We start from the raw sequence: 13,429 nt of genomic DNA on the forward strand, positions 1-13,429 counted from the left end.
ATTGCTTACCTAGTTATAACTGATTTTTAATGATACAGTTTTGACTTTCTTTGCAAGTGTTTACATACAAAATTACGAAAAAATAATCATTTTCTACTCTATTTTTTTAATTCCTATCAATCAAGGGGCAAAATATAAATGAAATAGATATAAGAAATGAGCTAAAAATTTTTAATTTTGTGGTTCATAAAATAATTTACACTCAAAAAACCTCTATTCTAAATTTAATAAAAACAGAATGACTCAAGAAATTAATAAAGATAATACAAAGTTACAAGATGAGTATTGGACAGAGGAAATTGTTCCTACTGGTAGTTTATTTGATTTAAAGTTAAAAGAAGTTTGGAGATACAGAGATTTGATATATCTTTTTGTAAAGCGTGATTTTGTTGCCCAATACAAACAAACTATTTTAGGCCCGATGTGGCATTTTATTGTTCCTTTCATGACCACTATTTTGTATGTGATTGTATTTGGAAATATTATGAATGTTACCACAAATGGAGTTCATCCTTTTTTATTTTATCTAGTTAGCACTTTATCTTGGTCATTTTTTGCAAAATGTTTACAAGGCACAGCTGTTACTTTTTCAGCCAATCAAAGTATTTTTGGAAAAGTTTATTTTCCTCGTTTGGTTACTCCTATCTCTACTATTTTTTCAGCTTTACTTGGCTTTGGGATTAGCTTGCTTTTGCTTATTGGCTCGTTAGCTTATTTTTATTTCTTTACAGATGAAAAATTAATTTTATCTGTTTGGATCTTAACCCTACCTTTACTCATGGCTATAAGTGGAACATTAGCTTTAGGCTTAGGAATTATTATATCTTCACTGACTTCAAAATATAGAGATTTGACTATTTTTATTGGTTTTGGCGTTCAATTATTAATGTTTTTCTCTGCTGTATTATATCCTCTATCTCAAATACCTGAAAAATATGAATGGGCTGCCAAATACAATCCATTAGTTACTTTGATGGAAGGTTATAGAATGGCATTTTTGGGAGTAGGAAGTATTACTATGATAGATATTGCTTACTTAGGAATCTTATCTGTTGTTGTATTTATTATTGGAATTATTCTCTTCAATAAAACAGAAAGAACATTTATGGATACAGTATAAGTTATTCACACAAAATCAATACTGTATTTCAATCAAACTCAACTAATCAATTTTGCATTCTATATATGCAAATTATATAACTGATACGTATGTTAGACTTAAATCATAAATCCATCTTTATTACAGGTGGTACAGGTTCTTTTGGTAAAAAATTCGTGAAGACAATTTTGGAAAAATACCCAAAGGTAAAGCGTTTGATTATTTTTTCTAGAGATGAGCTCAAACAATTTGAAATGGCACAAACTTTTTCTCCAGAAAAACACCCAGCCATTCGTTATTTTATTGGAGATATTCGTGATAAAGAACGTTTGATGCGTGCTTTACACGGAGTAGATATTGTTATTCATGCAGCAGCTCTAAAACAAGTTCCTACTGCTGAATACAATCCTTTTGAATGTATCAAGACTAATGTTTTGGGTGCTCAAAATTTGATTGAAGCCTCTATTGATTCAGGTGTAAAACAAGTAGTTGCTCTTTCTACTGATAAAGCTGCAGCTCCTATTAATTTGTATGGAGCAACAAAGCTTTGTTCAGACAAACTTTTTGTTGCTGCTAATAATATCGCAGGAAGCAATGAAATTAGTTTTTCTGTGGTTCGGTATGGAAATGTAATGGGTTCTCGTGGTTCGGTTATTCCATTTTTTATGAATAAAAGGGCTGAAGGTAAATTACCAATTACGCATGAAGGAATGACACGTTTTAATATTTCTTTGGAAGAAGGAGTAGATCTTGTGCTTTTTGCTTTAGAAAATGCTAAAGGAGGAGAAATATTTGTTCCAAAAATCCCTTCTTATCGTATTCTTGATGTTGCTGAAGCAATCGCTCCCGAATGTGAGAAAGAAATTGTAGGTGTTCGTCCTGGAGAAAAAATTCACGAAGAAATGATTACAGAAAGTGATTCGATGAATACAATCGAACTAGAAAACCATTTTATTATTGTTCCTAATGCTCCTTTTGCAAGTTACGAAGAGCAAGTCAATAAATATTTAGGTTATCATGGAGGAAAAGTAGTTGAAGATGGTTTTTCTTATAGCTCTGGAGAAAATACTGACTGGCTTACTATTGAGCAGTTGCGTGAGCTTATCAAAACTCATGTTGACTCTAACTTTGAAGCTTTCGAAGCTACTAGTTAATTTACATTCTACTTTTTGTGCTTATAATTAAGACTTTCACTTACAGTTAGGAAATCCTCAACATAATGAAAGTCTTAAATAAACCTTATCACGGTTTGTATTAAGGTAGTTCAGACTTCCTCTGAACATCAAAAACAGTATTTTATCAAATTTAACATTTTGGAAGATTGTTATACAAAAATAACCGTGATAACCTTTATTCAATTATAACTCTATATGATTATACTTTCCAAAAATCATAATAATACAAGCATTGCTTTATTTTCTTCCTTACTCGCCATAGGTTTAAGTGCTTTATGTCTGTATATGAGAAAAGAATTTGCTACAGATTATGAAAATATACTACTTATTTTAGGCTTTGGTTTACTTTGCATCAATATTTCTTCTTTACATTTTTTTTCTAAGTTATCTTTTAATAGATCACAAGTTAGCTCTCTATTTATTTGTCTGACTTTACCTTTATTAATTAGTTGGATAGATCAATATTATTGTAGGTATGTTTTTTTAATTGGTTATATTCTTTTTGCACTTACTATTTGGAAAAGTTTTAGAGTTCGTTTTTGGTCATTTTTATTTTTATTATTTGCCTTAGGAGCAACTTTTTTTCATATTATTCCTTCACTACTGAATAATGATATAAATTATATTAATCCTTTATTTTTTGAGGCTTTACAACTAGGAAAAGTTCATATAGACACTCTTTTTCACAGTAGTATTGCTAATATGATTCAGACTTATAATACAACTTCAACGGGTGTAGATGGCTTAGTCCCTTTAAACTATCATGTAGGTAGTCATTACTATCTTGCTCATTTTTCTAAAATACTCAAAGAGAGTAGCTTACTAGGTTATAACTTTGTCTTTATTATAGTCTTTATTCCTTTGTTTATCTATATTTATCTTTCTACCATTAGAAGTGTTTCTGAAAAATTTAACATCAAACAAAAATTTAATTTTATATTTTGGATTGCCTTTATCATTGTAACTTTCTCACTACTATCAGATTTAGGTAAATTTGGAAAAGATGTATTTTTATTTCATATCTTATCCGAATCCTATAATTTTGCTTTCATTTTATTCTGCTTATTTATTATTTTATTTATAGAAGAGGATAAAAAATTTATTTCAGATAAAAAACAATCTATTTTGTTTATTGTAGCTACTGTATTTTTTTTACTTGCTAGTTTGTCATTAAAAATATCAGTTGGGTTTTTATTTTGGGTAGCAGTAATTTATCTCTGTTTCAGATTTTTCTTGTTAAATAAAAATACTTACTTGAGAATAAAATTAGTGCTATTCATAGGGGTCTTATTTATTACTTTTTATTTTGGCTATAAGATTAATCATTCTAATACTAATTCAGATATTATGAATATTAGTTTGTTTAATTTTATAAAAGAACATATCAATTATCTATCTCAGAAACTCTACTTTTACCTCATTCACTTTTTTTGGGGCATTGCCTATTGTATTCTACGCATAAGAGATTCAAAAATTTATACTTTAAAAAACCTTTTAAAACATACTAATTTTGTACTAATAGATATCGAATTACTTATTGTATTGATGATAGCAAGTAGTTTACCAGGAATGCTGATAGCAATTCCAGATGGAAGTGCCATCTATTTTACTCTTGTTGCAAGACAACTGGGAATGATTTTGTTTTTAGCTTATATAGTTTTGCATCAAGAACATATATATTATTTTTTCAAAACATATATATTTACAAAAAATGATATTTCCTTTGGTTTAATTTTTTCGGTTTTTATGGCAATAACTATTTTTGGTGGAATAGCTTGGAAGTTTCAAGCTGACTTGAGAGCTGCATATTCAAATCATAAAAATTTAGTACAGGATTATAAACAACTAGAAAATTCGCAAATTAATTCTACACCAATCGATAGAAACTGGGCTGTATATATTACCAAACAGTTAGATAGTTTAGGGAATCTACCAATAGAACAAAAAAGAAAACTAGTCATCCATATTTCGCAATCAGATACATTATTTTGGAAACACATGAACACAAAAAGAGCTGCCAAGTCAATTTCTTTTGTTGTTCCTGCTATTAGTGGAATTATGCAAATTGATGGAATGCCTTTGTATGGAGAAGAAATAAATAATTATGGTTTTGCTGATTTTGTTGAAAGAAAGAACAGTTCTGATACACTTTCTTATTCTCAAATGTGTATAAAAGCTCAAAAATATATTCCTATAGTAGAAAAACTCATTATTTATTATCCTTCAAATCAAGCAAAAAAAGAAATTTCTTGCGAAATAAAATTAGAAAAAAATTAAATTCTATGACTACCACCACTTTCTCTATTCCTTATGGGAAACAGAACATTACTCAAGATGATATCAATGCTGTTGTAGAAACTCTACAAGCTGATTTTCTAACACAAGGACCTAAGATTGATGAATTTGAATATAAGTTTGCTAACTATGTAGGTTCAAAATATGCTGTGGCAGTTTCGAATGGAACAGCAGCATTGCATTTATGTGCTTTAGCACTGAATGTAAATGAAAAAAGTAAGGTAATTACAACTCCTATCACTTTTGCAGCTTCAGCAAATTGTATTAAATATTGTGGTGGGGAAGTTGTCTTTGTAGATATTGACCCAAAAACTTCTCTTATTGATTTAGATAAATTAGAAGAGTTATTAAAATCAAATCCACAAGGAACATTCGATGGGATTATTCCTGTGGATTTTATGGGTTTGCCTGTAGATTTGGAAAAAGTTAGAAAACTAGCAGATAAATATGGGTTATGGATTATTGAAGATGCTTGTCATGCACCTGGTGGATATTTTATCGATTCTCAAAATAAAAAGCAAAATTGTGGTAGTGGTAATTATGCCGATTTAGCTATTTTTTCATTCCACCCTGTCAAACATATTGCTTCTGGGGAAGGTGGAATGATTACCACAAATGACAAAGATTTGTATGATAAATTAATCAAACTTCGTACCCATGGAATTACCAAAAATCCAGATTTATTGCAGGAAAATCATGGAGGTTGGTATTATGAAATGCAAGACTTAGGATATAATTATCGTATTCCTGATATTTTGGCTGCTTTAGGAATTTCTCAACTCTCAAGAGCTGATGAAATGATGCAAAAACGTCAAGAAATTGCAGAACGTTATGATGACGCATTCAAAAACACGAAGGTTTGCTTTTTTCAGTATCCTAAAAATGGAGATATTGAAGGTAAAAATAAAATTTTCCATGCTTATCATCTGTATGTCATTCAAGTAGAAAACCGAAAAGAACTCTATGATTTCCTAAGAGAAAATAATATCTTTGCTCAAGTACATTATATTCCTGTACATACAATGCCCTATTATAAATCTTTGGGATACAAAAATGGGGACTTTCCTAACTCAGAAGAATATTATCAATCTTGTTTGAGTATTCCGATCTACCCAACTCTTACAGAGGAGGAACAAAATTTTGTAATAGAAAAAATACTAGAGTTTGTCAGTAAATAATGTAAAAATGAAAAAACTAGCTATCATCACAGCACGAGGAGGAAGTAAACGAATTCCTAGAAAAAATATAAAAGATTTCTTAGGAAAACCTATCATTGCTTATTCTATTGAGACAGCTTTAAAATCTGAATTATTTGATGAGGTAATGGTTTCGACAGAAGATGAAGAAATCGCTCAAATTGCTCAACAGTATGGTGCAGTTATTCCTTTTTTACGCAGTAATAAAAATGCCGATGATTTTTCAGGCACAGCTGATGTATTAATAGAGGTAATCAATGAATATCGAAGACAAGGAAAAGAATTTGATATTTGTTGTGGTATTTATCCTACAGCTCCTTTTATTACTATTGAAATACTAGAAAAAGCATTGGAATTATTAACTTTAAAGAAACTTGATGTTGTCTTTCCAGTGGGCGAATTTTCTTCGCCTATTCAAAGAGCTTTAAAAAAAAATATTGAAAATAAGGTAAGCATGTTTGAGCCTAGTAATCTAATGAAACGCTCACAAGATTTGGAAAAAGCTTATTTTGATGCAGGTCAGTTTTATATGTGTAAGACAGATACATTACTAGAAAAAAAACGGCTTTGGACAGATAATACAGGGGTAATTACCTTATCTACTTTACAAGTTCAAGATATTGATAACATAGAAGATTGGAAAATGGCAGAATTCAAATACCAATGGATCAAACAACAAAGCTAAATATCTCGAAAACTAAGGTGTTTTTCAGAGCAGATGCCAACTCTCAAATTGGTTGGGGACATATTGTACGCAGTATGGCTTTAGCTGATATGCTAATAGAAGATAAAAACTCTGTGTTTGAATGCGTTTTTTTGGTTCAGAATCCTTCTTTAGTTCTTCAAAATCAAATCAAAGAAAAATTTGAATTAATTATTTTGCAAGAATCTACTAATTTTTTAGAAGAAGCTCATTTTATTACCAAATCTTATTTACAAGATAATTCTATTATCGTATTAGACCATTATCAAATACAGACAGATTATCAAAGAATTATTAAACAAAATAGCAATTCAAAAATAGTTTGTATTGATGATATGCATGATTGGCATTTTGTGGCTGATGTAGTGATTAATCATGCAGGAGGGCTGAAGAAAACTGATTATTCTTGTGAACCCTATACAAAATTATGTCTAGGAGCAGAATATGCTTTACTTCGAAAACCATTTTTAGAAACTGCCAAACAAAAAAGAGAAATAAATAAAATAGAGAATGCTTTCATTTGTTTTGGAGGTTCAGATATTTACAATCTTACAAAGACAGCGATAGACAGTTGTCTAAATGTAGATAAATTAAAACAAATTAATGTAGTTTTAGGCAGTGCCTCATTATTTTATCAAGAAATTCTAGAGCTGTGCAAACAAAATGATAAAATAATTCTTCATCAAAACCTTTCTGCTCAACAGATGTGTAAATTAATGAAACAATCTGATATAGCCATTGCACCTGCTAGTAGTATTTCTTATGAAATTCTTTCAACTGGCTTAATTTGGTTGGGGGGTTATTATGTAGATAATCAACTATCTATTTACAGAGGTTTTGAAAATAATCTAACCATTGATTTACAAGATTTAAAAATAGACTTGGAAAACAAAATCATAAATGGATTTGATAAATTATTTTTACTTTCTTCTTTCGCAACTGCTAAAGCTATTGATGGGTATTCATCTAAACGACTTTTAGAATTATTTAAAAATTTATGAAAATACAATTATTAGTCGATAATATTGGCTCTTGGATTATTCCTTATGCTAAAAAGTTACAAAGTTTGCTTCTAGAATTAAATCATAATGTTGAATTAATTCATTCTCATGAGGATATACAAAAAGGTGATGTGTTAGTTTTATTATCTTGTGAACAAATTTTAAAAAACTTAAATTTGAACACGCACAATTTGGTCATTCATGAAAGTGCCTTACCACAAGGAAAAGGTTGGTCGCCACTGACTTGGCAAGTTTTAGAAGGAAAAAGCCAAATACCTATCACATTATTTGAAGCTACTCAAAAAGTAGATGCAGGTCTAATTTATGAGCAAGATAGTATTTCCTTAAATGGAACAGAGCTAGTAGAAGAATTACGTGTTTTTCAAGGAGAAAAAACGATTGAATTAGTGATAAAATTTATTACTAATTATCCAAATAACTCAAAGAAAAAACAAGAGGGTTTAGAGTCATTTTATCCTAAAAGAAGTCCTAAGGATAGTGAGTTGAATATTTATAAGACTATTGATGAACAATTTAATTTATTGAGAGTCTGTGATAATGAAAAATATCCTGCTTTTTTTTATAAAAATGGAGTAAAATATTATATCAAAATAAATAAAGCAAATTAAATCATGAAAAAAATACAAGTACAAGACTTTACAATTAGTTCGGAAAATAAGCCTTTTATCATTGCTGAAATGTCTGGTAATCATAATCAATCGCTTGAAAGAGCTTTAGAAATTATTGATGCAGCAGCAGCAGCAGGAGGACATGCTATAAAAATACAAACAAGTTCACCAGATATGCTTACAATAGACTCCTCAAACGAAGACTTTATTGTTAGAGGTTCAAACCCAGACTGGGAAGCTAAAACATTGTATAATCTCTATCAAGAAGTATATACACCCTTCGAATGGCATGAAGCAATATTTAAACGAGCAAAGGAAAAGAATATAATTGCCTTTAGTTCTCCTTTTGGGTTAGAAGCAGTAGATTTTTTAGAAACATTAGATTGTCCAATGTACAAAATAGCTTCTTTTGAAAATAATTTTATCCAATTAATAGAGAAAGTAGCTCTAACAGGAAAACCTGTAATAATATCAACAGGTATGGCTAATTTAGAAACTCTACAAGATATTATTGATTTATTTGCAAGAGTGAATAATCCTAATCTTATCTTACTAAAATGTACGAGTACCTATCCTGCTTCAGCTGTAGATTCTAACCTCCTAACTATTCCACATATGGAAAGTATGTTTGATTGTATAATAGGATTGTCTGATCATACTTTAGGAATAGGAGTAGCTGTCGCTGCAACAGCATTAGGAGCTAGAGTAATTGAAAAGCATTTTACTTTAAATAGAAAAGATGGAGGGCTAGATGCTTCTTTTTCATTAGAGCCTCATGAGTTTAAAAGTTTAGTAGAAGAAACTGAAAAGGCATTTGATGCCTTAGGAAAAGTAACTTATGGTATTACTACTGCAGAACAAAAGTCAATCACTTTTAGACGTTCTATTTATGTTGTGGAAGATATAAAAGAAGGAGAAGTATTTACTTCAACAAATATAAGAGTAATACGTCCAGGTAAAGGACTTTTGCCTAAGTTTTACAATAATATAATAGGAAAAACATCAAAACAAGACATTTCCAAAGGCACAGCACTTTCTTGGAATAACCTTTAATTAAAATTATGATAAAAAAAATAAAGAATAGAGAGTTCGAGTTTTTCAAAGCTCAAGTAGAAAATGAAGAATTTATAATCTCTTACTTTGAATTGTTCGAAAGTTGTTTTGGAAAAAGAGAAGGTCTAAATAGAGAATGGTACAATTGGTTTAATTTGGCTTCTCCATTTGGCAAAAATGATATTTTTTTAGTAAAAGATTTGGAAAGTAATCAATTAGTTAGTGCTTATGGATTATTACCCTATCAAGTCAATTACAATCAAAAATTATATCCTGCTGCTTTATGTACAAATGTTATGGTACATCCTGATTATAGAGGATATGGTTTGTTTGTGGAAACAGGTTTGTTTGCTTTAAAAGATAGCTCTAAAAAAGGTAATAAAATAGTAATTGGTATTCCTAATGAAAATGCAATTCGTGGACATTTGAAAGTAGGATGGAATCAATTAGATAACTTATACTTTTTAAATATAAACCCATTTTTGTGTGAAGATAAGCCATTAGAATCAGGAATAAAAGAGCTTACAAATTACAAACAATTAGAAAATATTAGTTCTTTTTTTGAAAAATATAACTATAGTATAGTTAGGAATAAAGAGTTTATAAAATGGAGATTTCTTGAACGCCCTAATAAGTCATATAAAATATTTATTTTAGAAGAATATGAAAAAGTAGAAGGATATATTGTATTAAAAAAATTTCTTGATGAAGAACAATCTATTCTCAAAACTCATATTGTAGATTTTGGCTATAATCAAATACATCATCTAAAAAAACTTTTGAATACTTCAATATATTACTCTAAACAAGAAAAAAGTCATTTATTAAATATGTGGCATTTAACAGAAGAAAGTACAGAATACAATTGCATAGTAAGTATAGGTTTTCGTAAAACAGAAAATTTCAATTACTTTATTAATTACTCAGACCAAATTAATTATGATAATATTCATAATTGGCATATTACATTAGGAGATAATGATGTATATTAATTGAGTCATGTATCTTACTCTATCAAAATAAAAAAATGATAAACTTTCAAAATAAAAAAATATTAGTAGTAGTAGCTCACCCAGACGATGAGCTTTTAGGAGTTGGTGCAACCATGCACCACCTTATCAAAAACTATAATTGTCAGGTAAGAGCTATTATTTTGGGAGAAGGAATTACTTCTCGTTCGGATAATAGAGATAGAGAAAAATGGGAACAAGAGCTTCAAACCCACAGAAATAATATTTATTCTGCTCAAAAATGTATTGGTTATCAAAGTGTAGGAATTTATGATTTTGCTGATAATCGTTTTGATTCTGTAGCTTTATTAGACTTAGTAAAAGTAATAGAGAAAGAAAAAAAAGAATTTGAGCCTACTATTATTTTCACACATCATGGAGGAGATTTGAATATTGACCATCGCTGTACTTTTGAAGCTGTCATGACGGCTATACGTCCAATGGAACATGAAAATGTTCAGCATATTTTTACTTTCGAAACTCCGTCCTCTACTGAATGGCAAGCCTTTAATTATCCTAATCCTTTTCACCCTAACTTTTTTGTTAGTATAAAAGAAGAAAGTGTAAATGCAAAAATAAAAGGAATGGAAAGTTATGAATTTGAAAAACGTGCTTATCCTCACCCTCGCTCTCCAGAAGCATTACGCATACAGGCACAACGCCATGGAGTAGCTGTTGGAAAACATTTTGCAGAAGCATTTATGTATGTCAGAGGAATTGTGTAATTTTGAATGATTCTAAACAAAATTTAGAATTTAAAACTTTATTCCTTCAAAAGACGTTTTAAAATATAAGTTGATTTTACAGAAAATCAGTTAATTTTTAAAAGACAATTATTTATTTTTCATCAATAAAGAGTTCACAGAACTTTCAATTCTGGCTAGAATAAAATATATACGCTAGTAAACGAAACGTTATGATTACAATTACAGACAAAGCAGCGACTCAAATTGGTCAGCTCAAACAACAAGAAAATCATGCTCCTGATAGTAATATCCGTGTGTCCGTACAAGGAGGAGGGTGTTCAGGACTTATGTATGACCTAGCTTTTGATGCTTCTATTCAAGATTCAGATCAAGTATTTGAAGATAAAGGCATCAAAATATTAGTCGATAAAAAGAGTTTGTTGTATCTTTTAGGTACTTCACTTGATTTTACAGATGGATTAAACGGAAAAGGATTTCAATTTGTAAATCCAAATGCTTCACGTACGTGTGGATGTGGAGAAAGTTTTTCAGTTTAAAACTTACTCTGATTTCAACAAAAAAAGCCAGACAATTTTTAAGAATTGTCTGGCTTTTACTTTTTATACTTTTTCTAAAAAGAATTATTGTTTCTTCATTTTAATCAATTTGTCTGCTTTTGGACGCAAAGGAACACAGAAACCAATACTGAAAGTAGCTCCTTGATTTGATATTTTATAATTATTATTTAATCCGTGTTCTTGAACATCTACAAGTGTTTGAGCTGTTTCTGGACTTATTTCTCCTGGAGGATCTGAGAACAATGCTGTCAACACAGAATTTTGAGCATTTACATATTTAGATATAGGAACTGAATTTTCTTTCGGTTTTTGTGCGATATTCATAAGTCCATAATAAGCACGAGCCTCAAGAGTTAAATAGAGATAAGGAGTAAGTCCTACTAAATAACTAAACCCTAGATTAGCTCCCAAATCAGTCTGACGAACATCTAAAGGTGCTACTCCTTCTATTCCTGATGCCTTATTTCCTACCAAAAGACGAGCTGAAGGACCTGCCAAAATATAGAAATGATTACGACTTTTTGGAGCTATACGAAGTTGTAACATAGGGTCAAATGAAAAATAACTTAGGCTATATTTCTGACGTTGATTATAATTAATTGTATCAACTCGTCCCATCTGAACATAGTTTAGCTCCATACGCATTCCGATAGTTTTGGTAAATTCTTTTCCTGCAAAAACACCAAACTGCAAACCCACATTGAATTTGCCATTGCTTTTTTCATTCTCTACTTCTAACAAATTTAAAACAGGTACAATTGGTATAGTATCTATATCTATAATATCCATAACTTCTGGTATCTTTACTTTCTCAAAGGAAATAGGCGCACGTCCAACTGATAAGCCTGTCTTAAAGCCTGAGTAAGAGAAGTTTTGTGCTTGTAATTGATAGGTAATAGCTAAGCAGAAAAGCAGAGATAGAAAAAATGTTTTTTTCATAATAGTGGTCATAACTAAAATACTTATTAATGTATAGGATTTGAAGATTTCTTTTTTGAGTCTGTAATTGATATTTTTTATAAAAAACATTTGAAATTTACTTAATGTAAAAATCTAGTTATACTAATATAAGTTCAAAAATAAACAATACTACTTAATTTAACGAGAAAATCTTAAAAAAATTGAATGAACATCTTATTTTGTTATCATTTTATAGAAATAGTAGAGATATACATTCTGTCATTAGTAATTTGATAGTGTTTTAGATTACACTCAAAAAAGTAATTTATTGGGTTCTCTGTTTTGCTATCTTTATTTATATTTAAAATAGCTATTTCTTCTATACTTTCATCATAAAGTCCCTTTTTGATAACTTTTTCTTTTTCTGTAATTAGAATAAACTCTTTTGCAAAAGTAATAGTATTCCATTTTGGAAAATCTAATACTGTTTTATAGTTTCCAAAGCTATCAAAAACTAATATACCTTGTTCTTTTACACCCAAAAAAATTTGTCCTTGATAAAATTCTAAATGTGAAATAGGATAATCTTCATTTTTCAATAGTAATCCTAAAGGTGTTTGAGATAAAATTTGTTTATTCAAAATATCATAGTTTTTCAAGCTAAAATCTGACTCATCAAAAAACCAAAGCGTATTATTTGGTGAAGGAGATAGTAGCCTTACAAAACCAATTTCACCATACTGATTACTTTCTATTTTTTCAGAAATTTTGTAACGCTCTATTTCTGTAAGAAAACGATTTAAGATTACCCACTCTTGTAGTTCTTGATAAAAAACAAAAATTTGATTTGGATTTTTTACATTAAAATGAGTTGGAGCAATAGAAGAAGAGGGTGAGAAAACTAATTCTGTATTTCCCAATGTATCCAAACGTTTAATCACTCCTTTCTTATCACAAATATAAATACGTCCATACGTATCAATATTACTCAAAATAATTTCACTTTCAAATACTACTTCTTTTTGCAAAAGCAAGGTATCATTTTGAGCTAGAATAGAGTAAAAATGGAATAATGATAAGATAAATAAAAATGGGTATTTCATC

Annotated in this window: 13 protein-coding genes; 11 read left to right on the plus strand and 2 right to left on the minus strand. The window is 29.5% G+C overall.

Translation table 11 applies throughout. The features are described 5' to 3' along the window. The first annotated feature begins 238 nt into the window (after nucleotides 1-238). The 11 genes from V9L05_RS00220 (at nucleotide 239) to V9L05_RS00270 (ending at nucleotide 11,404) form a co-directional block, all read left to right on the plus strand. Complete coding sequence (locus tag V9L05_RS00220) at nucleotides 239-1,120, plus strand: ABC transporter permease (protein ID WP_338813906.1); 882 nt, start codon at nucleotides 239-241, stop codon at nucleotides 1,118-1,120. Between the two features lie 89 nt (nucleotides 1,121-1,209). Continuing rightward, nucleotides 1,210-2,253, plus strand: coding sequence for a UDP-N-acetylglucosamine 4,6-dehydratase (inverting) (gene pseB / locus V9L05_RS00225; protein WP_338813907.1), 1,044 nt, complete (start codon nucleotides 1,210-1,212; stop codon nucleotides 2,251-2,253). A gap of 216 nt (nucleotides 2,254-2,469) precedes the next feature. Next, complete coding sequence (locus V9L05_RS00230) at nucleotides 2,470-4,551, plus strand: hypothetical protein (protein ID WP_338813908.1); 2,082 nt, start codon at nucleotides 2,470-2,472, stop codon at nucleotides 4,549-4,551. Between the two features lie 5 nt (nucleotides 4,552-4,556). Then, nucleotides 4,557-5,747 (plus strand): UDP-4-amino-4,6-dideoxy-N-acetyl-beta-L-altrosamine transaminase, encoded by a 1,191-nt coding sequence (gene pseC, locus V9L05_RS00235; RefSeq protein ID WP_338813909.1) that lies wholly within the window; start codon nucleotides 4,557-4,559, stop codon nucleotides 5,745-5,747. Nucleotides 5,748-5,754: 7 nt separating this feature from the next. Continuing rightward, a complete protein-coding gene (gene pseF, locus V9L05_RS00240; RefSeq protein WP_338791422.1) occupies nucleotides 5,755-6,450 on the plus strand; it encodes a pseudaminic acid cytidylyltransferase in 696 nt (231 codons plus the stop codon). After that, on the plus strand, nucleotides 6,429-7,469 hold the full coding sequence (gene pseG / locus V9L05_RS00245; protein WP_338813910.1) for a UDP-2,4-diacetamido-2,4,6-trideoxy-beta-L-altropyranose hydrolase: 1,041 nt from the start codon (nucleotides 6,429-6,431) through the stop codon (nucleotides 7,467-7,469). Before pseF ends, pseG begins: the two co-directional genes overlap by 22 nt. Further along, on the plus strand, nucleotides 7,466-8,098 hold the full coding sequence (locus V9L05_RS00250; RefSeq protein ID WP_338791420.1) for a formyltransferase family protein: 633 nt from the start codon (nucleotides 7,466-7,468) through the stop codon (nucleotides 8,096-8,098). Before pseG ends, V9L05_RS00250 begins: the two co-directional genes overlap by 4 nt. Before the next feature lie 3 nt (nucleotides 8,099-8,101). Further along, entirely contained in the window at nucleotides 8,102-9,151 is a 1,050-nt protein-coding gene (pseI, locus tag V9L05_RS00255) for a pseudaminic acid synthase (protein ID WP_338813911.1), read from the plus strand. Nucleotides 9,152-9,159: 8 nt separating this feature from the next. Further along, entirely contained in the window at nucleotides 9,160-10,143 is a 984-nt protein-coding gene (locus V9L05_RS00260; protein ID WP_338813912.1) for a GNAT family N-acetyltransferase, read from the plus strand. Nucleotides 10,144-10,178: 35 nt separating this feature from the next. After that, on the plus strand, nucleotides 10,179-10,886 hold the full coding sequence (locus tag V9L05_RS00265; RefSeq protein ID WP_338813913.1) for a PIG-L family deacetylase: 708 nt from the start codon (nucleotides 10,179-10,181) through the stop codon (nucleotides 10,884-10,886). A gap of 191 nt (nucleotides 10,887-11,077) precedes the next feature. After that, nucleotides 11,078-11,404 (plus strand): iron-sulfur cluster assembly accessory protein, encoded by a 327-nt coding sequence (locus tag V9L05_RS00270; protein WP_338765439.1) that lies wholly within the window; start codon nucleotides 11,078-11,080, stop codon nucleotides 11,402-11,404. Nucleotides 11,405-11,488: 84 nt separating this feature from the next. Here the strand turns inward: V9L05_RS00270 and V9L05_RS00275 are convergent, their stop codons facing one another. Together V9L05_RS00275 and V9L05_RS00280 are read right to left on the minus strand one after the other, a co-directional pair. Beyond that, nucleotides 11,489-12,364: a porin family protein gene (locus tag V9L05_RS00275; RefSeq protein WP_338791416.1), complete on the minus strand. Its 876-nt coding sequence runs from the start codon at nucleotides 12,362-12,364 to the stop codon at nucleotides 11,489-11,491. 206 nt (nucleotides 12,365-12,570) lie between these two features. Then, nucleotides 12,571-13,428: a hypothetical protein gene (locus tag V9L05_RS00280; RefSeq protein WP_338791415.1), complete on the minus strand. Its 858-nt coding sequence runs from the start codon at nucleotides 13,426-13,428 to the stop codon at nucleotides 12,571-12,573. Between the last annotated feature and the right edge of the window lies 1 nt (nucleotide 13,429).

Source organism: Bernardetia sp. Wsw4-3y2, assembly GCF_037126295.1.
In the GTDB taxonomy this organism is placed as follows: domain Bacteria; phylum Bacteroidota; class Bacteroidia; order Cytophagales; family Bernardetiaceae; genus Bernardetia.

Bases quoted from the DNA above. Each gene is read 5' to 3' on its own strand.
- V9L05_RS00220 (WP_338813906.1), top strand. From the start codon at position 239: ATGACTCAAGAAATTAATAAAGATAATACAAAGTTACAAGATGAGTAT.
- pseB (WP_338813907.1), top strand. From the start codon at position 1,210: ATGTTAGACTTAAATCATAAATCCATCTTTATTACAGGTGGTACAGGT.
- V9L05_RS00230 (WP_338813908.1), top strand. From the start codon at position 2,470: ATGATTATACTTTCCAAAAATCATAATAATACAAGCATTGCTTTATTT.
- pseC (WP_338813909.1), top strand. From the start codon at position 4,557: ATGACTACCACCACTTTCTCTATTCCTTATGGGAAACAGAACATTACT.
- pseF (WP_338791422.1), top strand. From the start codon at position 5,755: ATGAAAAAACTAGCTATCATCACAGCACGAGGAGGAAGTAAACGAATT.
- pseG (WP_338813910.1), top strand. From the start codon at position 6,429: ATGGATCAAACAACAAAGCTAAATATCTCGAAAACTAAGGTGTTTTTC.
- V9L05_RS00250 (WP_338791420.1), top strand. From the start codon at position 7,466: ATGAAAATACAATTATTAGTCGATAATATTGGCTCTTGGATTATTCCT.
- pseI (WP_338813911.1), top strand. From the start codon at position 8,102: ATGAAAAAAATACAAGTACAAGACTTTACAATTAGTTCGGAAAATAAG.
- V9L05_RS00260 (WP_338813912.1), top strand. From the start codon at position 9,160: ATGATAAAAAAAATAAAGAATAGAGAGTTCGAGTTTTTCAAAGCTCAA.
- V9L05_RS00265 (WP_338813913.1), top strand. From the start codon at position 10,179: ATGATAAACTTTCAAAATAAAAAAATATTAGTAGTAGTAGCTCACCCA.
- V9L05_RS00270 (WP_338765439.1), top strand. From the start codon at position 11,078: ATGATTACAATTACAGACAAAGCAGCGACTCAAATTGGTCAGCTCAAA.
- V9L05_RS00275 (WP_338791416.1), bottom strand. From the start codon at position 12,364: ATGAAAAAAACATTTTTTCTATCTCTGCTTTTCTGCTTAGCTATTACC.
- V9L05_RS00280 (WP_338791415.1), bottom strand. From the start codon at position 13,428: ATGAAATACCCATTTTTATTTATCTTATCATTATTCCATTTTTACTCT.